Source organism: Paraburkholderia sp. Ac-20342, assembly GCF_017104985.1.
Classification (GTDB): domain Bacteria; phylum Pseudomonadota; class Gammaproteobacteria; order Burkholderiales; family Burkholderiaceae; genus Paraburkholderia.
The window spans coordinates 30,426-55,468 of sequence record NZ_JAAGPQ010000041.1; the positions used below are offsets into that span (position 1 = coordinate 30,426).

Below are 25,043 nucleotides of genomic sequence, written 5' to 3' on the forward strand. Positions count from 1 at the left end.
ACGCCCATGAAGCCATTGCTGCGCGTTGTACTGATCCTCGATGCGTTGTTGCTGCTGGCGTTCGGCCTGCTGTTCCTGCTGACGCCGTGGACTTCGCTGTACAACGCGCTGCAACTGGTGCAAACGCAGCCGGCGTTGATCGGCCAGGCGTTCGGCGTCGCGCTGATCGGGCTTGCGTGGCTCGCGGTGCATGCGTCGTTCGACGGGGCGATGACGTCGACGGTCGCGAAGGTGGTCGGCCATGTGCACTGGCTGACCGGCGTGCTGATGCTGGTCTGGTTGCTGGGCCTGCGTTCGCCGTCGCTGACGGGCTTCGGGCAGATCGTCTCGGTGCTGGCCGGTGTCGTGCTGGTGCTGATCGGCCTGAGCGGCGTGCGGTTGGCGGGCGCAGTGCGGCGGCGCGAGAAGGGGATCGTTGCCAATTCCTCTTCGGGCAAAGCCGATAAACGAGCCGACAAGCGTGCCGACAGGCAGGCGGAGAAAGAGGCCGGCAGCGAAGCCGCACGGCGGCGCGATCTCGAACGTGACAGCGTGCGCGAGCCCGGTGTCTCGGCGGGCTTTCCGGCCTATCGCGCCGAGCCGGTCATCGAGCCTGTGATGCCGGCCACGCGGCCCGTCAATCCCGCGGCTGCCGCATCCACCACATCGCCTGCCACGCCGGCTGCCGCATCGGCCGGTGGCGCCGCAAGCGCCGTCAATCCCGGCGCGGTCGCACCGGGCGACGCCCGCAGCGACGCGTCCGGCACGTCCCGGCCGCCGTTTCATGGCTGACGCGCCGCGCGCCACGCCGTCCGCCGAAGCTACCGGGTTTCGTTCGCGCGCGCCGCAGGCTGCCGGCAAAGGCGTTGGCCGTGCCAGGGTGTTTTGCAGTGCGCTCCATCGTGGTGTTTCATGTTCGCGTCGCGGTTCCGCCGCTGTTGCGCGGATCGCCTTGAACGCTTTGAATTCGACGCCGCGCCTCGCGCGCGGCATTCCGTATCCGCTCACTTCTGATTCCGTCCGCTGCCATGCATGACAAGATCCTGATCCTCGACTTCGGTTCGCAAGTCACCCAACTGATTGCACGTCGCGTTCGCGAAGCCAACGTGTATTCGGAAATCCATCCGTACGACGTCGACGCGTCGTTTATCCGCGACTTCGCGCCGAAGGGCGTGATTCTCTCGGGCGGCCCGAGCTCGGTCACCGAGGACGACACGCCGCGCGTGCCGCAAGCCGTGTTCGAACTCGGCGTGCCGGTGCTCGGCATCTGCTACGGCATGCAGGCGATGGCCCAGCAGCTCGGCGGCAAGGTCGACATCGGCCATCTGCGCGAATTCGGCTACGCCGAAGTGCGCGCGCGCAACCATACGAGCCTGCTCGAAGGCATCAGCGATTTCAACACGCCCGAAGGCCACGGCATGCTCAAGGTGTGGATGAGCCACGGCGACAAGGTGCTCGAAATGCCGCCGGGCTTCGCGCTGATGGCATCGACGGAGTCGTGCCCGATCGCCGCGATGGCCGACGAACAGCGCCGCTTCTACGGCCTGCAATGGCACCCGGAAGTCACGCACACGGTGCAGGGCCGCGCGATGCTCGAACGCTTCGTGCTGCAGATCTGCGGCGCGAAGGCCGATTGGGAAATGGGCCACTACATCGACGAAGCCGTCGCGAAGATTCGCGAGCAGGTCGGCAACGAGCACGTCATTCTGGGGCTGTCGGGCGGCGTGGATTCGTCGGTGGCGGCGGCGCTGCTGCATCGCGCGATCGGTAATCAGCTGACCTGCGTGTTCGTCGATCATGGTCTGTTGCGCCTGAACGAAGCCGAGCAGGTGATGGCGCTGTTCGCCGATCACCTCGGTGTGAAGGTGATCCACGTCGACGCGAGCGAGGCGTTCCTCGGCAAGCTCGCCGGCGTGACCGATCCGGAAGCGAAGCGCAAGATCATCGGCGCGGAATTTGTCGAGGTGTTCCAGGCCGAGGCCGGCAAGCTGACCGATGCGAAGTGGCTCGCGCAAGGCACGATCTATCCGGACGTGATCGAGTCGGCGGGTAAGGGCAAGAAGGCCGCGCAGACGATCAAGAGCCACCACAACGTGGGCGGCCTGCCCGAGACGCTGAACCTGAAGCTGCTCGAACCGTTGCGCGAACTGTTCAAGGACGAAGTGCGCGAACTCGGCGTGAAGCTCGGTTTGCCGCATTCGATGGTGTATCGCCATCCGTTCCCGGGCCCGGGCCTCGGCGTGCGGATTCTCGGCGAAGTGAAGCGCGATTTCGCGGACCTGCTGCGCCGCGCGGACGCGATTTTCATCGAGACGCTGCGCAACACCATCGACAAGGAAACCGGCAAGTCCTGGTACGACCTGACGAGCCAGGCGTTCGCGGTGTTCCTGCCGGTGAAGAGCGTCGGCGTGATGGGCGATGGGCGTACTTACGAGTACGTGGTCGCGCTGCGCGCGGTGCAGACGCTCGACTTCATGACCGCGCACTGGGCGCATCTGCCGCATGAACTGCTTGGGCACGTGTCGAACCGGATCATTAACGAGGTGCGGGGGATTAACCGGGTTGTTTATGACATATCGGGGAAGCCGCCGGCGACGATTGAGTGGGAATGATTTAGACTGCTCCCAAGTCGTTCTGGGAGTGCCGGTTTTTCCTGTTTTTCCGTTAAAAAACAGAGGGTTATTGTCCGCGGCGATCCGATGGGATCCGGACAGTGCCCGGAGGAAATGTCGGTATCGGTGACGGTACGGAGATTTCCCCCTCGGACGGCCTTGTCCGATACCGTCACCTTCGTCTGACGGTATCGGGTGACGGTATACGTTCGAGGAGTTCTTATGCTCACAGACATGCAATTGAGAGCACTGAAGCCGGCAGAGAAGATCTATAAAGTTGCCGATCAGCGCGGGCTATATGCAGCGGTGACGCCGTCAGGTGCGGTGAGCTTCCGGTACGACTACCGGGTAAACGGTCGCCGGGAAACCCTTGTCATTGGCCGGTACGATCCGTCATTCTCTGCGCGAAAACCACGCAAGCCGGACGAACTCGGCTTTGGAATGGCTATTAGCCTGCTGGAAGCCCGGTTATTACGCGACCAAGCGTACGGAGTGATCCAGCGTGGACAAAGTCCGTCGCGTACGAAAGTCGAGAAGCGAGTCGAAGCGGCCGAAGCGTTGACGTTTGGAAAATGGGCGGAGAAATACTTTGCGGAGGCAGCCCTTGCCGAGTCCACACGATCGATGCGCAAGTCAGTGTATGAACGCAATCTCGCGTCGGAATTTGGACGGCTGAAGTTGGAGGAGATCACGCCGGCACGGCTGATGGCGCGATGCGAGCAGGTCAAGGCACGCGGAGCTGCTGCGCAGGCGGTCATCGCGAGGGAAATCGTGCAGCAGGTCTTTCGCTTCGTGCAGGCGCGCGGAATCAAGGTTGACAATCCAGCCGCTTCCATTCGGCCCAACGCAATCGCCACGTTTAAGGCGCGTGATAGAGCGTTGACTCCAGAGGAGATTCACGTCTTCTTCAACGCACTGGAACAAACCGCCACGATGTCGACGCTGCGTCTAGCAGTGAAGTTCATGCTGCTGACACTTGTCCGCAAATCGGAATTCATCGAGGCCACTTGGGAGGAGGTGGACTTTGAGACGGCGACTTGGACAATTCCCGCGGAGCGCATGAAGGCTAGGCGCCCTCATCGTGTGTATTTGAGTGAACAGGCGTTAGAGATCTTGATGGCATTCAAGACGTGCTTTGGCGCCAGCCTATATTTGCACCCTGGGCGGTACGAGACTGCATTGCCGATCAGCGCGGCCACCCTGAACCGCGTGATCGATAGTACGGTAAAGCTGATTTGCGATCGAGGCGATGAATTTGAGCCTTTCACTGTGCACGACTTGCGGCGAACGGCCAGTACGTTGCTGCATGAAGCCGGATTCAATTCTGATTGGATCGAGAAATGTCTGGCGCATGAGCAGCGTGGCGTTCGCGCAATCTACAACAAGGCCGAGTATGCGGAGCAGCGAAGGGTGATGCTTCAGGCATGGGCGGATACGGTTGATCGGTGGATCAAAGAGGGACCACGCGCAGCGTTTATCCGGCCGGAGATGTAAGGCGTGCTTGAGTTGTCCAGGTCTTGCTGGCATGCGGAAATCAATGTTTCCACACGCGGGGTTCTCACACCGAGTCTTGTTCCCCTTCGGACTGGCCAGTTGACGCCATTTAGGTAATTGGCTGGCGCACTGCTTACGTCGAGGGTTCAGGTGCGCTGTACGACAACAGCGCTAGGATGTCGTATTGCTCAGGTTTTTGTGGCGTATTCCTTATTTGACAAGGTTCGACGTCGGTAGATTGAAGAAAAATTCTTCCAGCTACACATCTAGCTACATATTTGGAGTGGGGCGCTTGGCGGGTGGTTCTGCGGCCATTGGCTCGCAGATGCGGGAACTTCGTCTCTGCCAGCAATGACGGCAATCCTGCGGAATTTGGGCTCTGTACGGTTTTTCGGAGGCGTATGCAATAGAGGGAATGGGGTATGAAAGACCCTGCGTAGAGGTTTTTGATTGGCGAAGAGAAGAGGGCGTGCGGACTTGGCGAGTCTCCAGATCGCAGACCGGTACAGACTGCGCAGTGGTTTTTACAAACACGTGCCTCGATAATGAGCGACGGCCATCATCGGTCCGGTAGTCCTCGGTAATCGAAATATGAAGAGTCGGTTACCGTCATGGGGCGGTGAGTGACGGCAACGAATCGTAAGTACGCGCTCGCGGATGTGAGAGTCGCCGCTCTGTCCGGCTTGGGCGAACGGCCGGTTAGCAGCGTCCGGCCAGCCCGCTGGGAGTCGGTAGCTGAGTGGCTGCAGAGGCCGATAGAATAGGGGCCATACGCGTGCCGCATGCCGTCCAGACCCGCTGTCAGTCTTCCTTATCGTGATGATTCACACGGTGTTCAGCGTGTCTCGTCGCCTGCAAAAAAGCTGCTTTCCGGGTCGATGCATTCGGTGTCGATACATTGCACGTGCCATTGGCCGCTCATCAGCGCTTGACCTTTATTGGCACACCATTGGGCACGTCCGGTTTCTCCTTCGAACGAACTGCCGGGCGCGTTCAGATCGAGTCCTTCGAGCACGCAGGTGGGTGTTGAATCATGCGGACCGCACACGAGTGTGTTGCCGCAGTCGACGTGCAGCGTGCCCCACTCGGGCAGTTCGAGCCCCAGGTGTCCTTCACGCGACCATTGGCGCGTTTCCTTGTCGAGCCACAGGATGACGAATGCCATTGGATTGATGCGATCGAACGTGTCGAGGTGGATGGTGAGACGCATGACTTTCTCCTGGTGTAGCGCGTGCATCTGCAGATCGCGACTAGCCGGCTGACTGCCTCAGAACCCACTGGATCAACACGTGCGCGTCTTCCGGAGTGATCGGGCCGCCGCGATCCGGCGGCAGTGGCATGGCTGCATCGCCCCAATGTGCTTTGCCGCCGACCCGCAGCTTGTGTTCGAGCATCGCCTGTGCACCCGGCACGTCGCGATAGCGTTCCGCGATCTGTTCGAACGAAGGCGCGAGGAAGGGTGCGTCGCGGGTATGGCAGAACATGCAATGTTGTTGATTGACGAGAGCGGTCGGCTCGGACTGCGCGCGCGCTGCGCCATTTGCTGTCAGTAATGCCGCAAACAGGATCGCGGTAAGAAATTGCGGGGAAGCGGCATTCACGACACACACTCCACGAAAGGTTTCAGGATCAGTGTAGGGTGCGGGACGCCGTTACGATTGACGCACGTCAAGCCGATGTTTTTTCACTGGTTCGCGGATGCATTTGCAGTTGAGGTACCCGTGCTCACGTGCAAATGGTGTTTCCGTGGAGTGAACGACGAATGGCGAACGGCGTCGGTGGTGCACCTGACGCGGCCTTTGCAACTACACCCGGGCGAGGCCGTCCATATCAAGAATTCTGATCTGCTTGCCGTGCGTGTCGATCAGCCTGGCTTTCTGGAACTTCGACATCATGCGGCTGACGGTTTCGAGTTTTAAACCGAGGTAGCTGCCGATTTCTTCGCGCGTCATACGCAGGTGAAACTCGGCCGGCGAGTAGCCGCGTGATTTGAGCTTGCTCGACATATTCAGCAGAAACGTTGCAACGCGCTGGTCAGCGGACATCGTGCCGAGCAGCATCATGAGTGTCGCCTCGCGCACGATCTCGCCGCCCATCAGTCGATGCACATGCTGCTGCACTGCCTTGACGTCGCGGCACATGGTTTCGAGAAGATGGAACGGGATGATGCAGACCTTGCTGTCCTCGATGGCTGGCGCGTCGCAACTGTGCTGCCCTGAACAGATACCGTCGAGGCCGAGCACATCGCCGGCCAGATGAAACCCCGTGACATGTTCGCGGCCGTCACGATGCATTACGACCGTTTTGAAGGAGCCGGCCCGAACGGCATAGATGTTCTGGAACGAGTCCCCCGCGCGGAACAGCGATTCCCCGCTTCTTATCGTGCGCGATGGGCAGATCAGCGCTTCGATCCGTTCGGTCTCGGCCGGTGTCAGGCCTTCTGGCAGGCAGAACGCGTGCATCGCGCAAGCCGAGCAATTGGCGCCCGAGCGCTTCGGGGCTGGCGTTGCAGCACCAGCGGTTCGCGGCGAGGGCAATGAGGCTTGCGCGACGATCCGGGCTTCGGAAAAGTCGACAACGTCAGACATGATGTGCTCCAGGATAATGAAGGCCACGTGTGCAGCGCTCGTGGGTAATCTGCCTGATCGTGTTGCAGGCGAGATCGAATTCACTCGTTTTGTCGAAGAAATACTGCGCGCCGTTGGCGAGGCACGCCTGACGGAAACCGTTGTCCGAATGGTTCGTCAGCACAATCGTGATCACCGGGGACCGGCTTTGCGCGAGACCACGCAACAGCTCCATACCGGTGCCGCCGGTCAGATGCAGATCCATCACCACAAGGTCCGCGCTCGTGCGCTCGATGCCGTCAAGCGCGGGGAGGGGTTCTTCGGCAACGCCCACGATCTGCACACCCTTGATCGTAGCGAAGTGCGCTGCCATGCGTTTCCTGATTGAAATCGTGTCCTCGACGAGGAACACGCGCAAGGTTGGCAGTGACGAGCTTGAGTTCATGGCTCGCAGTATCGGCCGCTCTATCTCAAAATAAAATCGGCGGCGAACGAGCTTGAGGTAGGGGAGTGCGAAGCTCGTGTAGGGAATTTCCTACGCGCGCCTCGCGACAGCGGAGTGGGGGCGCGAGCGGCGAGGGCCAGGACGGCGGAGCGGGCGTCGCGATAAAGGTGCTGTGACCTCGTTAGATGTCCTCGTCGTCCCCAAGCAGTTTGTGACGCGTGGCGTAGCGCACCAGCGCGGCTTCGTGCGGCATCTGCATTTTCTCGAGGATACGGGTTTTATAGGTACTCACTGTTTTGCTGCTGACACACAGTTCGGTGGCAATCTCAGTGAGCGTTTGCCCTGTGGCGATGCGGCGGAACACATCGAATTCCCGGTCGGACAGGCGCTGATGAGGCAGCGTGTCGGCGGGATCGTTCAGGCTCTGCGCAAAGCGTTCAGCCATGGCGAGGCTGACATAGACTCCGCCGCCGGCCACCTTGGTGACCGCCGAAACCAGTTCGGCGCTGGCGCTTTCCTTGGTGAGATATCCCGACGCACCAGCCTTGAAGGCTCGCACGGCGTACTGTTGCTCTGCGTGCATGGTGAGCACAAGAATGCGCAGCGCCGGTAGCTCATCCCTGATCTGCTTGATCAACTCGACGCCGTTGCGCCCCGGCATTGACAGGTCCAGCACGAGCACCTCGGCCGGATGCGAGCGAGCTAACGCAATCGTGCTGACGCCGTCGCTGGCTTCACCGACCACTTCGAAGCTTTTTGCGTTCTGCAGGATATGTCGCAGACCATCGCGCACAAGCGCGTGGTCGTCGGCAATCAGCACTCGAATCATGTTTGGCTCTCCTGCAGTTGGACGGCCGCGGTTGGAAAGGTGACGACCAGAACGAAGCCTTTGCCGTTGGAAGTGTGAATCTCGACCGTGCCGCCCAGCATGTACGCACGTTCACGGATGCCGAGCAAGCCAAAGGATTTTTCCGCGGACGGCGTCGATGCGGTGGCACCGCGACCGTTGTCCGCGACCTGCACGACGCAGGCATCGGCCTGGATGCGCACCGTGAGTGTGACGACGGTGGCCTCCGCATGGCGGGCCACATTGGTCAATGCCTCCTGGACGATACGGAACAGCGTGGTCGCGCCTGCCGGCGCGAAATGCATGTCACCGACGTCGATGTCGCGGTTCACATCGATGCCATAGCGGTTCGTGAAGTCGTTGGCGAGCCATTCGATCGCCGGAATCAGACCGAGGTCGTCGAGCATGACCGGGCGCAGATCGGCGGCGATGCGGCGTACCGACGCAACGGTCACGTCGATGAGCCGCCGCATGCCCCGCAGTTGCTGCAGAAGCTCGGGTTCCGCCGTGCTTTCCAGCGCCTGTTCGACTGCGGAAAGGTCCATTTTCAGCGCGGTCAACTGCTGTCCGAGGTCGTCATGCAATTCGCGGGCAATGCGGGTTTTTTCTTCCTCGCGAACTTTCTGCAAATTGGCTGAGAGTTCGCGCAGTTCCTCGCGCGATTTACGCTGCGCATCCTCCGCTTTCACGCGCTCGGTGATGTCGCGCAGCATCACCGTATAAAGCTTGTTATCGCCGTCGCGAACCTGGGAAATCGACGCCTCGATCGGAAACTCTTCACCGTTGCTGCGCAGGCCGAACAGCACGCGCTGCTGCTTGCCCATCTGCCGCTCGGACACTCCCGTCACGCCGAACTGTTCGACATGCCGCGCGTGCGTCGCGCGAAAACGCTCCGGAATGAAGCGCGAGAGCGAGGCGCCGAGCGCCTCCTCCGCACTGCAGCCGAACACATGTTCGGCCATGGGATTGAAGATGATGATGTTTTGCCGTTCGTCGACAGTGATGATGGCTTCCATCGATGAGCGGATGATCCCCATCAAGCGTGCCGCGTTGGCGCTGGACAGATTGCGTGCCTCGTTTGTCGCTGTGTAGGCACCGTGTGTGTGTGCGATCAGAAAGGCCGCGACGGCGAAGAGACAGGCAGCCGCGATGCACGCTATCAGCAAGCTGTTTTCCCTGAGCGGGGCTTCGCGCAGCGACAGGTCCACCGTCCAGCGCCATATTTCCAGCGCGAGCACGAGCGCGACGGCAAAGGCGAGCGCTCCGACAAACGCAGGACGTCGCACAAGCGCGGCGACTCGCGCCCGCGGTGATGAGCCGGACATGAAGGGCGTTTTACCGTAATGGGGCATGCGCGCCTCTTTGGGTGAAAGACAATCCGCGGTGCCGGTCGATGTTGGGCGCGGAGTGGGTCACAATGCCACGATGTTTCCCGCTTCGGTTGCGTTCAGCCTTCGCCCCGTGTGCCGCGTGCGCCGCCCATTTTGCGCGAATCGCACGGATCATGCCAGTGTCCCGATGGGCGGCGAGGTGTGGCGATCCCGCGTGCGCAGGATCTGGACGAGGGGCGAAGCGCCTCGATGTGCGGGGTGCTTTGAATTGGAGCGGGCGGCCCGGCCTGCGTAAAGTACGCTGCGGGTGAGCGTGCGGAGTACAGGTTCAATGCGACATCAACACGGGCACGGTCATCGACTTCAGGATCGTGCGGGTTGCCCCGCCCATCAGCAGTTCCTGCCAGCGTGAGTGGCCATAGGCGCCCATCACGAGCAGATCCGCGCCGAGAGCGTCCGCCTCGGAGAGCAACGTGTCGCCGATCGGGCCACCTGAGCTCGCATCGACGTCCCTGATCTCGACACGGATGCCGTGCCGCGCGATCACCGTCGCGATGTCGGTGCCCGGAATGCGCGCGCCCGGTTCGCCGCGGCCTCCGTTCACGGCGACGATCGTGGTGAGCCGGGCGGTGCGCATGAACGGCAGTGCATCGTGGACGGCGCGAGTGGCTTCGCGGCTACCGTCCCAGCAGACCATTACGTGGTCGCCGGGGGAAGTGACGCGGGTGGCATGCGGCACCAGCAGCACCGGTCGGACAGCGGACATGACGAGGTTTTCGGGGAAATAGTCGCCGACGTACGATTCCGGATCGTGCGGGTCATCCTGGCTGGCAATCACCAGATCGGCGTAACGGCCTAGAAGCGGCACCGCCAGATTGGCTGGATCATCGACGGCGATCCACTCACCCGCGATCTCCGCGCGGCGCAACTCCGCGTGAAACAGACGCTCGATCGCCCCGCGCCGTTCGGCACGCAACTGTTCATGCGCGGTGTAGTAGTCGGCGGTTCCGTCCATTACGTACAGCGAGCGCGGATCGGGACTGAACACGGCAAATACACCGGTTAGATGGGCGCCGAAGTGCTTCGCGAGGTGCAATGCCATTTCGAGCCGTGGATGCACGCGCTGGCTCGTGTCCAGGTGAACGACGATGGTTTTGTAGCTCATTGCAAAGCTCCAGAAGTAGGTGAGTGGCGCACGAACGCGTGATCTGAGTCTATGAGCGGGCGAGTCCGCCGCGTTGATTCAGATCAATGGTGCGGTGGTAGGCGCGACTGATGTCGAAGCTCGTCGGCCGAGGTGACCCTCGGTCGCTGCGCGAGATGCGCGAACCTGCGGACAAGCGCGCCGCCTTTTCATGCAGGGCCGCTGTCCCGCTCTTCCCGATGCGGGCGGCACGCTTCTGGCCGCCCGGCAATCGCTGACTAGTGGTCCCGCCGCGTCGAGAATGTGTTGTAGATGACTCGAGGGTCATGCTGCCCCTTGTAGACATCCGGTGCGCTCCGATCGAGCCCGAGCAGCGTGTAGACGGCATTCTGTGCCGAGCGCACCGAGTATTCGACGGTGAACACGACGTCGTCCGGCAGTTCGCAGAACTGTCCGATAAAAGCGACGTTGCGCCAGCCTTCGGGCACCACGGCGGGCCGGTCGCCGCGGCTGCGTGGCAGGAACTGGCTGGTAATGAACGGCATCATGCACGGGATGCAGTTGGCGTGTTCGAGAATGCGGGCCGCCTCTGCGTCCGTCTTCACATGACCGAGAATTTCCGTGAGGATTTCACGGCCGGTGCAGGCGGACATGGGTTTGTTGACGAAATTTCCAGACTGATCGACGCGCAAGCCATAGCCCCAGAACACCTGTACGTCCGCCGGCTGACCGATGAAATGCGGCTGATGCGGCAAGACGATCGAGGCGAGCCAGTTCGACTCGGGAAAAGTAATCAGGCCGCCCTCGCCGGGGACATTGCCGGTCAGGTCGCGGATCAGCCGGAACAACGTCGGTTCGCGCAGTGTCACGGTGAACGAGAGCCACTTCGACGCGTCGATATGATCGGCGAAGACCGACGGGTGGCCGAATTCAGGCCGGCCGGCCGCGATGTTTTTCCACAGGCTCCAGGCGCCCGTCGCCTCGACCGTATCTAGCGACGCGGGACGGTCCATTCCGCCCACGCTGGACGCGTCGGTCATCGAGCCGAGCGTGACGATCACTCTGTCGGCGGCACCGACCGGCACCTCGAAGCGTCGCGCCGCACGTTCGCAAACAAGGCCGCTCACACGATTCAGCGGGCCGGTCTCGTCGAACTGCAGATCGGTGACGCGGGTGTCCGCCTGGAACTGGACGCCGTGCGCGTCCAGCCAGCGGCACAGCGGCCGGACCATCGAGTCGTACTGGTTGTAGACCGTGCGCATGATGCCGTGCAACTGGTTGAGGCCCGCGGACATATGCGCAAAACGCAGCAGATACCGGCGGAATTCGGCGGCGCAATGCCATGGCTGGAACGCGAAGGTCGTGCACCACATCAGCCAGAAATTGGTCTCGAAGAACGATGCGTCGAAGTGATCGGCAATCCGGCTGTTGCCGAGCATGATTTCCGGTTCGATCGCCAGGCGGCCCAGCGTCATCAAATGCTTTTCGGCGAGTCCGCAAGTGGGCGCGTTTTCGCGTTTGCCGTCTCTCACGAGCCGCGAACTGGACGAGGTACGGATAGTCTCGTTCCAGTCGAAGATCTCCTGCGTCACGTTCCTGCTGTCATCCAGGGTCGGAATCGATGAGAAGAGATCGTAAGTGCATAGATATTTGCTCTCCAGCATGCGGCCGCCGCGCACGATGCAGCCACTTTCCGCATTGCCCGCCCCGTCCAGGCTGCCGCCGGGTTTGTCGAGCGCTTCGAAAATGAGGATGTCGCAGCCGCGCACGTGGCCGTCGCGGATCAGGAAGGCGGCAGCGGCCAGCGAGGCAATGCCGCCGCCGACAAGATAGAACCTGCCGACCTCTGCGGTGCTGCTGCCGAGGTCGTCGCGCCGCGTTTGTGCATGAATGGGGGCGGAGTTTTGCATGTTGTTTTCCTTTTCATGTTCGCCGCAATCGGAGTGCGAGCGCACCACCTTCGCATCTGGAGGAGCGTTGGCCCAACATACGCGTGGTGTCGGTATTTCGATTGAGTTGGATCAAACAACGTTTGCTGAGACGCCGCCGTGCACTTCCACCCGTCGCCTGTCGTTTCGGCGCGGCTTCGGCGTATCTCGCCACTTTGCCACCCTGTGATTCATATCAAAGTTGCCGGACGCTTCTCCCATACGATGGTTCGGCATATGCGTCATCAATCTGGTTAAACGAAACATCAGGAGCGAGTCATGGCGCTTTGCGGAAATGTTAGTGACGGTAATTGGTCGGTGTCGGTGGAGACGCATCAGGCCATGGGCGGTTACGACTGCTCGATCCAGCTTAGCCACACCACACCGGAAGGCACATTCACTCACAAGTTCACTCACAGCAGCATTTTTCCGAGTGAACGCGAGGCTGTACTCGCCGGGTTTCGCGAAGGCATGACCTGGGTGCAACTCAAGATGTCGAAGACGCTATCGGTGTCGTTGGGTGTAGACGGGATGTAGATGGGGTAGGGGCGGAAGCCCGCTTCGGTCTCAAGCCCGCCGGTCCGCGTGCAGCTTGATACAGATCAATTGGGGCAGGTCGAAGTCTTCTATTCTCGATTGCAACAACCGGTCAGGTGCGGAGCTTCAAGGCTGACGGTCACCGTTCCAATCAGAAATTCACCGTGCCGCGCGGCCGCGCACCCACCCGGCACCAGGAGAGAAACAATGGATCAGCCGCATGGCATTTTGAGCGGTGCTCAAGCGCAACCTTCTGGCGTGTCCCAGGCCCGCAGCCGGAAGTTGGGCCTGCCGCTGCTCACGGGAGTCGTCATTGCATCGATGATCGGCGGGGGCGCATTCAATCTGCCGCAAAACATGGCGCAAGGCGTGGGGCTTGCTGCAGTGGTGATCGCGTGGGTCATTACGCTGATCGGCATGTTCTTTTTATCGAACACGTTTCGCACGCTGGCCGACAAACGGCCGGATCTGAAGGCCGGCATCTACTCGTATGCGAAAGAAGGCTTCGGTCCGCTGGCTGGTTTCGAAATGGCATGGGGATACTGGCTGTCGGCCGCGTTCGGCAACGTCGCGTTTGCGGTGTTGTTCATGCAGACCGTGGGCTATTTTTTCCCGATCTTCAAGAGCGGTAATAACTGGCCGTCAATCATTGGCGCGTCGCTGCTGATCTGGGTGATGAATTTCGTCGTGCTGTCCGGTGTGAAGCGGGCAGCGATCCTGAACGTGATTTCGAGCGTGCTGAATATCGGCACCATTGCGGTTGCCCTGTGCGCGATGGCGGTGGCGATCAAGGGCGGGATGTTCTCGTATGACTTCTGGGGGCAGCAGCAACATCTGGGCAGCCTGCTCGGCCAGGTCAAGAGCACGATGCTCGTCACGCTATGGGTTTTTATCGGCATCGAGGGTGCTGTCGTCGTTTCGGATCGCGCGGACAAGGCGTCGCAGGTGGGTGTCGCAACGTTTCTCGGCCTGCTCGTCTGCACCGTGCTGTACTTCCTGTTGTCTGCGTTACCTTTCGGCGTGATGCATCAGGCGCAGCTCGCGGGGCTCGCATCGCCGTCCGCCGCCTACGTGCTGAAAGCGGCGGTCGGAGATTGGGGCGCGGTCTTTATTTCGGTGGCACTGATGTTGTCGCTGCTGAGCTGCTGGCTCGCGTGGACGATTCTGGTCGCCGAGTTGCCGTATGAAGGCGCGAAGGATGGCGTATTTCCGAAGTTTCTGGCGCGCGAAAACCGCCGCCACGCCGCCGCGCCGTCGCTGTGGATTTCGAGCGCCACGATGCAGCTCGCGGTGTTCGTCGTGCTTTTTGCCCATGACGCATGGAACTGGTTGATCTCGATCACCGGCGTCATGATTCTGCCGCCTTACCTCGCCAGCACCGCGTTCCTATGGCGCTATGCGTTGCAATCGAAGTACGAGGCGAGTGCGGGCGAAACCGTTCGCGAGTCGATCTGGACCGGTGTGCTGGGGACGGTCTATGCGGTCTGGCTGCTTTACGCGGCCGGCCCGCAGTTCGTTCTGATGTCGACCATTCTTTTTGCCATCGGATTCCCAGTGTTCTGGTGGGCCCGGCGCGAGCACGCACCCACTGAACCGGTTTTCACTCGCCGGGAAATCGTCGTCGCCGTGATTCTGACCGCCGTGGCGATTGCCGCGCTGGTGCTGTTCGCTCGCGGCACGGTCAAGCTGAGCTGAACCGTTCGGCGTGGACGCCGAACCCTGTTCCATTGCGGTATTTTCATCAGGAATCACGATGCCATACGACCAGATGTTTGGTTTCCTGTTTTGTTGCGCGATGCCACTGCCGCCGACATTGCCGTCTTCGCGGCTGCAGCGCATTGTCGATGAACTCGGCCGGCTCGGTTACGGCACGACGATCACCGCCGAACCCGCCGAGGCCTGTTCCGCTATCCGCAGCGACGCGTCAACGGGATGCATCGTTGTCGAATGGTCGCTGAGTGAACCGGAAAGTGACGTCGAGTCGTTTGTCCGGTTCGTGCGCGAGCGCGGCCTGGATGTGCCGGTCTTCATTCTGGTGGAGCGTCATCTGCTGGAAGAAATTCCTGTGGCGGTGCTCGGTCAGGTGACGGGCTACATCTTCATCGAGGAAGACACGCCGGAATTCGTTGCGCGCAATCTGGTGAGTCATTTGCACAGCTACGCCGATTCGCTCAAGACGCCGTTCTTCGGCGCGATGGTGGACTACGCGGAGCAGGCCAATCAGATGTGGACCTGCCCGGGCCACAACGGCGGGGTGTTTTATCAGAAGAGCCCGATTGGCCGCGCGTTCGTCAAGCATCTGGGCGAAGCCGTATTCCGCAATGACCTGGATAACTCGGTCGTCGAACTGGGCGATCTGCTTGTGCATGAAGGCCCGGCACTGGCGGCGCAAAAGGCTGCCGCGCGCATATTCGGCGCGGAACGGACGTATTTCGTGCTCAACGGGACCTCGACGTCGAACAAGATCGCGTTGACCGCACTGGTAGCGCCGGGCGACCTCGTGCTGTTCGACCGCAACAACCACAAGGCCGCCCATCACGGTGCGCTGTTGCTGGGCGGCGGCATCCCGATCTATCTGCCGACCACGCGCAACGCACACGGCATGATCGGGCCGATCGATTTCGATGCGCTCGACGAAAGGTGCGTTCGCGACAGCATCCGGCGTAACCCGTTGATCAAGGACCCGCACGCCTGGCAGCGCGAAAGGCCGTTTCGCGTCGCGATCATCGAACAATGCACCTATGACGGCACGATCTACGACGCGCAAATGCTCATCGAGAAAATCGGGCGGCTGTGCGAGTACATTCTGTTCGACGAAGCATGGGCCGGATTCATGAAATTTCACCCGTTGTTCAAAGGTCACTTCGCAATGGGTCTCGAAGGACTGGATGCGTCCGCTCCCGGCATTATCGCCACGCAATCGACGCACAAACAACTGGCGGGTTTTTCGCAGGCATCGCAGATTCACGTCAAGGATGAGCACCTGGATGGACAGCGCAGACAGGTGAGCCATCGGCGCTTCAATGAAATGTTCATGCAGCATGCGTCGACCTCGCCGTTCTACCCGCTGTTCGCATCGCTCGACGTTGGTGCGCAGATGATGCGCGGCCGTTCAGGCGAAGTGCTGTGGGATGACACCATTCGGCTCGGCATTGAAATGCGCAAGAAGATTCGCGCGCTGCGCCGCGAGTACGAAACCACTGAAACCGATTCGGCGCGGCAATGGTTCTTCGATCCGTTCGTGCCGGATGTGGTCCAGTTCGAGAATCGGACCGAGCGTTGGGAAGACGTGCCAACCGAACGGCTGGCCGCGAGTGCGGACTGCTGGGAACTGGTCCCGGGGCAGAAGTGGCACGGTTTTGGCCCGCTGGCGGCGGGCTATGCGATGACCGACCCGAACAAGCTGACGTTGCTCACGCCCGGCTTCGATCGTGGCACTGGTGAATACGCAGAGCATGGCATTCCGGCGGCGGTGCTCGCCGAGTTCCTACGCGAAGTGCGGATCGTGCCCGAGAAGAACGATCTGAACAGCATTCTGTTTCTACTGACACCTGGGCTGGAATCGTCGAAGGCCGGCACGCTGCTTTCCGCGCTGGTACGGTTCAAGCAACTGCACGACGACAACGCGTTGCTCGACGATGTCATCCCATCTTTTGTCGCGGCCCATCGCAAGCGTTACGCCGGTGTCGGGCTGCGTGATCTTTGCGCGCAGATGCACGGCTTTTATCGCGAGCATAACGTCAGCCGTCTGCAGCGGGAGCAGTTTCGCGCGTCGCATTTCCCCCAGGCCGCCATGCTGCCGCAGGAGGCGATGCACGAACTCGTGCGCAATAACGTCGAGCTGTTGCCGATCGAGCACATCGGCGGCCGGATCGCAGCCACGCTCGCACTGGTCTATCCGCCTGGCATCGGCGTGATTGTGCCAGGCGAACGATATGACGAAAAGGCGTTGCCGATGCTCGACTACTTCCGGATGTTCGAGGAAGGCGGCAACCGTTTTCCCGGCTTCGAAAATGAGATTCAGGGCATCTATCGCAAGACGGAAAGCGATGGAAGCACGCGGCTTTATACGTACGTCGTAATCGAGCAATCTACTTCCAGGGGGTAACGATGGCTTCAGGCGTTCATTCGGAGGCCGGCAGGCTGCGCACGGTCATGGTTTGCAGTCCCGGGCTCGCGCATCGGCGCTTGACGCCAGCGAATCGCGAAGCGTTGCTGTTCGACGATGTGATCTGGGTCGACCGGGCAATCGAGGATCACAAGGTATTCACCGGTGTGCTGCGCGAACGGGGCGTCGAGGTACTGGAATTCCACCACCTGCTCGCCGAAACGTGTCTGAATCCGGTGGCACGCGACTGGATTCTGGACCGGCGCATCGTTGAAGAAGAAGTCGGAACAGGCATGCTGCGTGAGTTGCGGCTGTGGCTCGAAGAGATGCCCGCGCAGCAACTGGCTGACGTGCTGATTGGCGGGGTGGCGAAGGCTGAACTGCCGTTCGACGCTCGCGGGCTGTTCGGCGGCTATCTCGAGCGCTCGGACTTTGTGATCCAGCCGCTCGTCAATCTGATATTCCAGCGTGATCCGAGCGCGTGGGTGTATGGCGGCGTCACGCTGCATCCGATGTTCTGGGCCGCGCGGCGGAAAGAGACCTTGCTTCTTGCCGCCGTGTATGCCTTCCATCCGCGCTTTGCCGGCGAGGTCAAGACATGGTGGGGCGGTCCCGAGACGAGCTATGGCGTCGAGACGCTCGAAGGCGGCGACGTGATGCCGATCGGCGGAGGCATCGTGCTGATCGGCATGGGGGAGCGCTCGAGTCCGCAGGCGGTCACGCAGGTCGCACGCGCCTTGTTTGCCGGTCACGGCGCCAAAAGGGTGATCGCCTGCCAGTTGCCGAAAGCGCGCGCGTCCATGCATCTGGACACGGTGTTTTCGTTTATCGACGTCGACTTCGTCAGCATTTATCCGGACGTCGCGGATGCCATCCGGTGCACCAGCCTTTATCCCGGAGATGAACCCGGCGAGATTCGCTACGAACGTCATGAGGAAAAATTTCTTGCTGTCGTGGCGAAGGCATTGGGTCTCGGCTCGCTGCGCGTATTGACTATCGGCGGCGACACCTATGAAGCAGAACGCGAGCAATGGGATGACGGCAATAACGTGCTGGCACTCGATCGCCGGGTGGTGCTCGCCTACGACCGCAATACCTGCACTAACCGGAAGATGCGCCAGGCCGGTGTCGAGGTCATCGAAATCCCCGGTGGCGAGCTTGGGCGAGGCCGAGGCGGTACCCACTGCCTGAGCTGTCCGATCGAGCGGGACGCTATCCCTCTCTGACGCGCTCCGGAAATGACCGACTAACGGAAATCATCATGTTCAACGTACATAACCGAAGCTACCTCACGCTGATCGAATACACACCGCGCCAGATCCGCTACCTGCTCGACCTGTCGAGAGATCTGAAGCGGGCGAAATATGCCGGTACGGAAACGCCGCGCCTGAACGGCAAGAATATCGCGCTGATTTTCGAAAAGACGTCGACGCGCACTCGTTGCGCGTTCGAAGTCGCCGCGCACGATCAGGGGGCTCACGTGACCTATATCGATCCGGCAGGTTCGCAGATCGGACATAAGGAATCGATGAAGGATACGGCTCGCGTGCTGGGCCGCATGTACGACGCGATCGAATATCGGGGATATGGCCAGGAGATCGTCGAGGAACTCGCGAAATATGCGGGGGTGCCGGTCTACAACGGTCTGACCGACGAATTCCATCCGACGCAGATGCTGGCCGACATGCTGACGATGCACGAACACAGTGATAAGCCTTTGCATCAGATCAGCTATTGTTACATTGGCGACGCGCGCAACAATACCGGCAATTCGCTGATGATCGTGGGTGCGAAACTCGGCATGGATGTCCGCCTGTGCGCGCCGCGTCGTCTGTGGCCGCACGACGAACTGATAGAACAGTGCCGCGCCATCGCGGCCACCACCGGCGCGCGTCTCACCTTGACTGAAAAGCCCGGCGAAGCGGTGAGGGGCGCGGACTTCATCTATACGGATGTGTGGGTATCGATGGGGGAGCCGTTCGAGAAATGGGGCGAGCGGATCAACGAACTTTTACCGTACCAGGTTAATGCAGCACTGCTGGCCTCGACTGGTAACCCGCGGGTGAAATTCATGCACTGCCTGCCGGCGTTTCATGATGCACACACTGAAATTGGCAGGCAGATCGCGGAGCAGTACGGACTGTCCAATGGCGTCGAGGTCACGGACGAGGTATTCGAATCCGATGCGTCGATCGTCTTTGATCAGGCTGAAAACCGGCTGCATACCATCAAGGCGATCCTGGTCGCCACGTTGGCCGGATAAAGGGGCGACTCATGCGCATCGTCGTCGCTCTCGGCGGGAACGCACTGCTCAAACGCGGTGAGGCGGTCAGTGCCGACGCGCAGCAACGCAACGTACAAACCGCGGCGGCACAGCTGGCAGCGCTGACCGGCTCGAACGACCTGGTGATCGTGCATGGCAGCGGGCCGCAGGTGGGCCTGCTGGCGGTGCAAAACGAGAGTACGCCGCGCGCCGCGCGCTTTCCGCTCGATGTGCTGGATGCGGAAACCGAAGGGATGATCGGCTACATGATCGAACTGGAACTGCGCAACCGGCTGCCTGCCAAGCGCGCTTGCGCAACATTGCTGACCATGGTGGAAGTGGGCGCGACCGATCCTGCTTTCGATCACCCGGACAAGCCGATCGGCTCGATACTCACGCAAAGCGCTGCGGCGACGGTCGCCCGCGAAACCGGCTGGACGGTCGCGCCGGATGGTGCGGACTGGCGCCGCGTCGTGCCCAGTCCGAAGCCGCTGCGTTTTCTCGAGATCCAGCCGGTGCGTACGTTGCTCGCGGACGGCACGATCGTGATTTGCGCGGGCGGCGGCGGCATTCCCGTCGTCGTCGAGCCGGGCGGCCGCTACCGCGGTGTCGAAGCGGTGGTCGACAAGGACCGCAGCGCCGCCTTGCTGGCGCGCGAAATCGATGCCGATCTGTTCGTGATTGCAACCGACGTAAGCGGCGTTTATCTCGACTGGGGCACGTCGGCGGCAAGGCTGATACATCGCGCGAATCCGGAAGCACTCGAGGACATGGGCTTCGCCGCCGGGTCGATGGGGCCGAAGGTGGAAGCTGCCTGCGAGTTTGCGAGGCTTACCGGACGCCGTGCTGTGATCGGGGCGTTAGCCGATATCGAGCAATTGGTTGCCGGGATGACGGGCACGTCGATTCGGAGTGGTCAGGCAGGGATCGAAGCGGGCGAGCCCGTCGGACCGGAAGCGCGATGTGGCCAACAATAAGGCCAACACGATGGGCCGGGCACTCGGGTGTCTGCAAACAATCCGTGATGAACGAAGAACTATCCGGGGCGCCGCGCTATCGGCCGTCGATTTGCGCGGCGCCGTTTCGCGAGGGCAGCGACGGCACCGAAGTCGAACCGCTGTCCAGATCCGAACAGGATGCGCTGCTCGCGGTATCGCAGCTCGTGAGTGTCCGGCGGCACACCGTGCTCTATCTTGCGCAAGCTGGCGGGCTACGCATAGAGGCGTGCGTGGCCGTCGTCAGAAGCAGCGCGACAGCAGGCATGCACGAGCGTTAGCTACTCAGGACGACGTGGCCAGCATGGCCAGCGTAATTATCAGCATGACTCCTGTCGCCAGCCAGCCCAGCCCGCGCAGCCAGCTCCGGGCGATGAACCGCCCCATGATGTCGGCTCTGGAAACGATCAGCATCATGACGAACATCACCGGGACGGCGACGATGCCGTTCAGTACCGCGCTCCAGTACAAGGCCTTGATCGGATTGATCGAGGTGAAATTGACGATCATGCCGATCAACGTGGCAATCGCAATCGTTGCATAAAAAGCTTTGGCTTCCTGCACCTTGCGGGTGAAGCCGACCGGCCAGTCGCGCGCTTCACCGATCGCATAGGCGGCGGATCCCGCGAGCACGGGGACCGATAGCAGCCCGGTCCCGACAATCCCGGTTGCGAAGAAAAGCGCGGCAAATGAGCCGGCGATCGGCCGCAACGCCTGAGCGGCTTGCGACGAGGTTTGAATGTCGAGCGTGCCGTGTGCGTTGAGGGTGGCGGCGGTCGTCGCCAGGATGGCCAACGCAACGAGGTTCGAGAGTCCCATGCCGGTCACCGTATCGATCTCGATACGGTGCAATGCAGCGGCCCCCTGTTCGGGTGCATCGAGCAGATCCACTCGGCGCGGATGTGCCCGCATGTCCTCGGCTTCCACCTCGGACTGCCAGAAGAACAGATAAGGGCTGATGGTCGTGCCGAACACGGCGACTACGGCGGTCAGATAGTTCGATGTCCAACCGATCCGCGGAATGAACAGGTGGCTGGCGAGCTGGGTCCAGTTCACGTGCGTCACAGCTAGGACGGCGAAATACGTGAACAGCGATAGTGTGAACCACTTCAGCACTGCGACATAGCGCGTGTACTGCAACAATAGCTGCATGCAGATGCATACCGCTGAAAAGAACAACACATACAGCCATGTCGGGCCGGGCAGCAAAAGCGCCATTGCATCGGCCATCGCGCCGAGGTCGGCCCCCAGATTAATGATGTTGGCGATCAGCAGCAGCACGACGATCCATTGCAGCAGCCAGTTCGGATAGTGCCGCCGCAATACGCCGGCAATCCCGTGGCCGGTGGTGCGGCCGATCCGGGCGCTGATCATCTGGATCGCAACCATGAGCGGATAGCTGAAGAGCAGGGTCCACGACAGGCCGTAGCCGAACGCCGCGCCGACCTGGCTGTAGGTGGCGATGCCGCTCGGGTCATCGTCCGAGGCGCCTGTGATGAGTCCTGGGCCGAGCACGCCGAGCAGCCGCGGTTTGGAAGGGCCGACGACCGGGTCGGGTCCCACAGGATCAGGCGCTTGCGGCAGGTTGTTCATGTGGCTCCCGGCGGATGTGCATACAGACTGGGTGCGCGCTCAGCGTGATGGACGCGGCTTGCACCGGGCAGCCTCGACTGCGGGGCTGCCCGCGGACAACTCGACGATTTCGGCGGTGATCTCTTCCTGCCTCAGACGGCGGAAGTCGCCGGTTAACTGGTCGAGCGTGTCAAGCACGTTGGTGCGCGCGGCAACCATCGCGCGCATACGGGCTTCGTTTTCTGCCGCAAAGGACAGCATCAGCGCTTCGCACAGTTGCGCGTACACATATTCTTCGGCGAGTTCCGCCAGCAGGCGCTGTGGAGCAAGTGTGACGAGCGGTGCAAGATGGCGGGCGGGCACGGCAAAGCGCGTGAAATCGAACGGCAACAACGACTTCTGGAGGATTTCAATGGTGGCGGACAACTGCGGCACCGCGTGCAGTACCGTGACGCGGGTCGCACGGCCTGTTTCCAGACGTTCATACAGCGCTTCGGTAATCCGGCTGGCCAGCGTTGCGACCTCGTCGGCGTGGGCAACCATCGGGGCGGACCAGTCGATCTTGAGTCCGTGCGCGTCGGCCACCACGGCGCCGCGCCCCCCGATCACGAAGTAGCCGCGTGCGTCCGTGCCGGGCAGGTTAGCCGCCGCTTCGATCATGTGTTCGTTGAACATGCCGACGAAGCCCTGTTCAGCGCAAACGACGATGACCACATGTGTGCCGCCGTCCGCATCGGCGCGACTGGGTTGCGTGTCGTGGTCATCGAGCATCAGTGCATCGCCGATCGCCGCGCCGATCAGATCGGCGCAGGCACGGATGCCGTCGAGCCGGCTGCGCGCTTCCTGCGAGCGCGCGGCCGCGATGCCACGCATCGCGCTCACCACGGATTCCAGTTCGTGCACGCTGGCGATGCGCGCCTCGACATCGCTGAGCCTGTTGCTCATGGAGAAACGGCTTCGGCGGATGTACTTAACTGCCCGGCGAGGTCGCGCACCGCTGCGACGAGCGCGGTGCGTGCCGCGGTGTCGAGCGGGCCGGTCGCCGTGAGCGTGGCCGCTGCGGCCGCGCCGCCGTGTGCATCCAGATGCGCGGCAAGTCGCGCGCGTACGGACGGGATGCAGTCGATGGGCAACGCGTCAAAGACGCCGTCGTCGAGCGCGGCGAGCAGGGCAATTTCGTCGACAGGACGCAAGGGTGTAAAGCGCGGTTGCGTAATCAGCGCGCGGATCCGCTCGCCGCGTGTCATCTGTGCCTTGACCCGTGCATCGGTGAGGCCGCCGAAGCGCGTGAACATCTCGAGTTCCTGGAACTGCGAATAGTCGAGCCGCAGACGTCCCGACACGCTACGTAGCGCGGGAGTCTGCGCCTTGCCGCCGACCCGGCTCACGCTCAGGCCGACATCCACCGCGGGGCGCTGGTTCGCTGCGAACAGGCCCGAGTCGAGCACGATCTGTCCGTCAGTGATCGAGATCAGATTGGTGGGGATATACGCGGACAGATTGCCGGCATCGGTCTCCGCAACCGGCAACGCGGTCAGCGAACCGCCTCCCAGTTCGCTCGACAGTCTGGCCGCTCGTTCCAGCAAGCGCGCATGCAAATAGAAAATATCGCCGGGGTAGGCTTCGCGGCCGGGCGGCTCGCGCGTCAGCAATGCCAGTTCACGGTGCGTGGCGGCGTGTCTCGTCAGATCGTCGATCACGACGAGCGCGTGCTGTCCCCGGTCGCGGAAATATTCCGCGATAGTCATTCCAGTAAAGGGCGCGATCCATTGCAGACCGGGCGAGGCCGCTGCCGACGAGACGACGAACACGCAGCGTTCAGGCGCGCCATGCTGGCGGACTGCGTCGATTGCGCGCTGCACTGCTGTCGCACGCTGGCCGACCGCTACATAAACGCAGATCATGTCCGAGTCCTTCTGGTTGACGATCGTATCGAGCGCAATCGAGGTCTTGCCGGTGGCGCGGTCGCCGATGATCAGCTCGCGCTGCCCGCGGCCGATCGCGAATAACGCGTCGATCAGCAGGATCCCGGTCGCGACCGGCTGCGTGACCAGATCGCGCTCGATGATTGCGGGCGCGGGTCTTTCGACAGGCATATGCGCGGCCGCCGGTATGGCTTCGTCGCGGTCTAGCGGCCGCCCAAGCGGATCGACTACCCGGCCGAGCAGACCGGGGCCGACCGGCACTTCGACCACCTGGCCCGTGCCGGCAACGCGCGAGCCGGCGGCGATCGCGTCACCGCTATCGAGCAGGACAGCGGCGATGGTGCTCGCATCGAGCGTGAGCGCGAAACCGAGCCGGTCGCCGTCGAAGCGCAGCAGTTCGTTTAACCGCACGTCGGGCAGACCCGAGACGAGGGCGATGCCGTCGGCCACGTGCTCGACGCGGCCCACCGTTTTCGCATGCGCGGCGAAGCTGGTTTGCGCCAGCGTGGCGCGGCTGCGCGCTAGCCAGTCGTCTGCCGCCGGATCAGGCGTGGTTTGTGTCATGGATGAGCAGTTCCGTTTTGAGGTGCGCGAGGTCGTCGCGAAAGCTGTTGCGCACGATTGCATGAGGCGCTTCAAGTTCGAGGCCAGCGATGACGGCCGGGTCGATCGACGCCTCGAGCGCCACGTCGCGGCCGAGCACGTGCGCGAGTGCCGCGCGGCAGCTAGCCAGTTCGTCGCGGCTCAAGGCGCGCGCCGCGATGAGCCGCAGGCCGTCGCCGCCGGCATCCAGTTGCGCCCGGGTGGCGTCCGGCAAATTTGCGAGCGCGGTAGCAAGGCCATCGATAAAGCCCGCGACCCGTGCTTGTGGCGGCAGCCGGTCGAGCAGCCGGGCGGCGATGTCGAGCGCCAGTTGCGAGGCCCGCGCGGCGTCGGCTTGCGCGGCGTCGCGGCGCATGGCGTCGATCTCGGTCTGTGCAGTGGCCCGCAAGCGGTCAGCGTCAGCGCGTGCAGTACTTTCGAGCGATGCCTTCAGCGCGGCCGCCTCCGCGGCGGCGGCTTCGAGAAGCTGGCTGCGCTGTTGCGCGAAGCGCGCCACTTCAGCCGTGGCCTGTGCCTGCGCAGCGACGGTGGCCGCTTTGGCCGCGGCGGCTTCACTCATCAGCGCGGCGGCGGCCTGCTGCCGTTCCGCGACCATTCGGGCGACCGGCCGGAACAGAAACCGCGCAAGCAACCAGATGAGGACCAGCGCGTTGACGGTTTGCAGGCCGAGCGTCCACCAGTCGATGTGCATGA

General features: G+C 62.1%; 22 protein-coding genes. 10 read left to right on the top strand and 12 right to left on the bottom strand.

Going from position 1 to position 25,043, the window contains the following annotated elements:
• Positions 1–6 precede the first annotated feature (6 nt).
• The 3 genes from G3N58_RS18490 to G3N58_RS18500 all read left to right on the top strand — a co-directional run bounded on the left by G3N58_RS18490 (position 7) and on the right by G3N58_RS18500 (position 4,085).
• Complete coding sequence (locus G3N58_RS18490; RefSeq protein WP_205999871.1) at positions 7–771, top strand: hypothetical protein; 765 nt, start codon at positions 7–9, stop codon at positions 769–771.
• 236 nt (positions 772–1,007) lie between these two features.
• Positions 1,008–2,591 carry a glutamine-hydrolyzing GMP synthase gene (gene guaA, locus G3N58_RS18495; protein WP_205990203.1) on the top strand — a complete coding sequence of 528 codons (1,584 nt, stop codon included), beginning with the start codon at positions 1,008–1,010 and terminating at the stop codon, positions 2,589–2,591.
• Positions 2,592–2,813: 222 nt separating this feature from the next.
• Positions 2,814–4,085, top strand: a complete 1,272-nt coding sequence (locus G3N58_RS18500; protein WP_205999872.1) for a site-specific integrase — start codon at positions 2,814–2,816, stop codon at positions 4,083–4,085.
• An 835-nt stretch (positions 4,086–4,920) separates the two neighbouring features.
• On the opposite strand, the gene G3N58_RS18505 is transcribed toward G3N58_RS18500, so the two are convergent.
• From G3N58_RS18505 to G3N58_RS18540, 8 genes are all read right to left on the bottom strand, one after another.
• Positions 4,921–5,295, bottom strand: a complete 375-nt coding sequence (locus G3N58_RS18505; RefSeq protein WP_205999873.1) for a DUF3564 domain-containing protein — start codon at positions 5,293–5,295, stop codon at positions 4,921–4,923.
• Positions 5,296–5,335: 40 nt separating this feature from the next.
• Complete coding sequence (locus G3N58_RS18510; protein WP_205999906.1) at positions 5,336–5,650, bottom strand: cytochrome C; 315 nt, start codon at positions 5,648–5,650, stop codon at positions 5,336–5,338.
• Positions 5,651–5,890: 240 nt separating this feature from the next.
• Entirely contained in the window at positions 5,891–6,700 is an 810-nt protein-coding gene (locus tag G3N58_RS18515) for a helix-turn-helix domain-containing protein (RefSeq protein ID WP_346778277.1), read from the bottom strand.
• Complete coding sequence (locus tag G3N58_RS18520; RefSeq protein ID WP_205999874.1) at positions 6,666–7,097, bottom strand: response regulator transcription factor; 432 nt, start codon at positions 7,095–7,097, stop codon at positions 6,666–6,668. Before G3N58_RS18520 ends, G3N58_RS18515 begins: the two co-directional genes overlap by 35 nt.
• Positions 7,098–7,278: 181 nt before the next feature.
• Entirely contained in the window at positions 7,279–7,926 is a 648-nt protein-coding gene (locus tag G3N58_RS18525) for a response regulator transcription factor (RefSeq protein WP_205999875.1), read from the bottom strand.
• Positions 7,923–9,296, bottom strand: coding sequence for a PAS domain-containing sensor histidine kinase (locus G3N58_RS18530; protein WP_205999876.1), 1,374 nt, complete (start codon positions 9,294–9,296; stop codon positions 7,923–7,925). The genes G3N58_RS18525 and G3N58_RS18530 overlap by 4 nt, the downstream gene beginning before the upstream one ends.
• Positions 9,297–9,603: 307 nt before the next feature.
• Positions 9,604–10,440 carry a universal stress protein gene (locus G3N58_RS18535; RefSeq protein ID WP_205999877.1) on the bottom strand — a complete coding sequence of 279 codons (837 nt, stop codon included), beginning with the start codon at positions 10,438–10,440 and terminating at the stop codon, positions 9,604–9,606.
• A gap of 257 nt (positions 10,441–10,697) precedes the next feature.
• On the bottom strand, positions 10,698–12,329 hold the full coding sequence (locus G3N58_RS18540) for an oleate hydratase (RefSeq protein ID WP_205999878.1): 1,632 nt from the start codon (positions 12,327–12,329) through the stop codon (positions 10,698–10,700).
• Positions 12,330–12,626: 297 nt separating this feature from the next.
• Between G3N58_RS18540 and G3N58_RS18545 the strand changes: the two genes are divergently transcribed.
• The 7 genes from G3N58_RS18545 to G3N58_RS18575 all read left to right on the top strand — a co-directional run bounded on the left by G3N58_RS18545 (position 12,627) and on the right by G3N58_RS18575 (position 20,531).
• A complete protein-coding gene (locus G3N58_RS18545) occupies positions 12,627–12,884 on the top strand; it encodes a UDP-glucose 4-epimerase (protein ID WP_205999879.1) in 258 nt (85 codons plus the stop codon).
• Positions 12,885–13,091: 207 nt separating this feature from the next.
• Positions 13,092–14,579, top strand: a complete 1,488-nt coding sequence (locus G3N58_RS18550; RefSeq protein WP_205999880.1) for a basic amino acid/polyamine antiporter — start codon at positions 13,092–13,094, stop codon at positions 14,577–14,579.
• A gap of 58 nt (positions 14,580–14,637) precedes the next feature.
• Positions 14,638–16,992 (top strand): ornithine decarboxylase, encoded by a 2,355-nt coding sequence (gene speC, locus G3N58_RS18555; protein ID WP_205999881.1) that lies wholly within the window; start codon positions 14,638–14,640, stop codon positions 16,990–16,992.
• Between the two features lie 2 nt (positions 16,993–16,994).
• Positions 16,995–18,218 (top strand): arginine deiminase, encoded by a 1,224-nt coding sequence (locus tag G3N58_RS18560; RefSeq protein WP_205999882.1) that lies wholly within the window; start codon positions 16,995–16,997, stop codon positions 18,216–18,218.
• Between the two features lie 32 nt (positions 18,219–18,250).
• Positions 18,251–19,255 carry an ornithine carbamoyltransferase gene (locus G3N58_RS18565; protein ID WP_205999908.1) on the top strand — a complete coding sequence of 335 codons (1,005 nt, stop codon included), beginning with the start codon at positions 18,251–18,253 and terminating at the stop codon, positions 19,253–19,255.
• A gap of 11 nt (positions 19,256–19,266) precedes the next feature.
• Positions 19,267–20,232 (top strand): carbamate kinase, encoded by a 966-nt coding sequence (locus G3N58_RS18570; RefSeq protein ID WP_205999883.1) that lies wholly within the window; start codon positions 19,267–19,269, stop codon positions 20,230–20,232.
• A 47-nt stretch (positions 20,233–20,279) separates the two neighbouring features.
• Positions 20,280–20,531, top strand: a complete 252-nt coding sequence (locus G3N58_RS18575) for a hypothetical protein (protein ID WP_205999884.1) — start codon at positions 20,280–20,282, stop codon at positions 20,529–20,531.
• 4 nt (positions 20,532–20,535) lie between these two features.
• Here G3N58_RS18575 and G3N58_RS18580 read toward each other — a convergent pair whose 3' ends face one another.
• Genes G3N58_RS18580 through G3N58_RS18595 form a run of 4 tightly spaced genes read right to left on the bottom strand, consistent with a single transcriptional unit; the run spans position 20,536 to position 25,041 of the window.
• Positions 20,536–21,843 (bottom strand): divalent metal cation transporter, encoded by a 1,308-nt coding sequence (locus G3N58_RS18580; protein ID WP_205999885.1) that lies wholly within the window; start codon positions 21,841–21,843, stop codon positions 20,536–20,538.
• A 39-nt stretch (positions 21,844–21,882) separates the two neighbouring features.
• Complete coding sequence (locus G3N58_RS18585; RefSeq protein WP_205999886.1) at positions 21,883–22,767, bottom strand: FoF1 ATP synthase subunit gamma; 885 nt, start codon at positions 22,765–22,767, stop codon at positions 21,883–21,885.
• Positions 22,764–24,311, bottom strand: coding sequence for a F0F1 ATP synthase subunit alpha (locus tag G3N58_RS18590; protein ID WP_205999887.1), 1,548 nt, complete (start codon positions 24,309–24,311; stop codon positions 22,764–22,766). Before G3N58_RS18590 ends, G3N58_RS18585 begins: the two co-directional genes overlap by 4 nt.
• Complete coding sequence (locus tag G3N58_RS18595) at positions 24,292–25,041, bottom strand: F0F1 ATP synthase subunit delta (RefSeq protein WP_205999888.1); 750 nt, start codon at positions 25,039–25,041, stop codon at positions 24,292–24,294. The genes G3N58_RS18590 and G3N58_RS18595 overlap by 20 nt, the downstream gene beginning before the upstream one ends.
• Positions 25,042–25,043 lie beyond the last annotated feature (2 nt).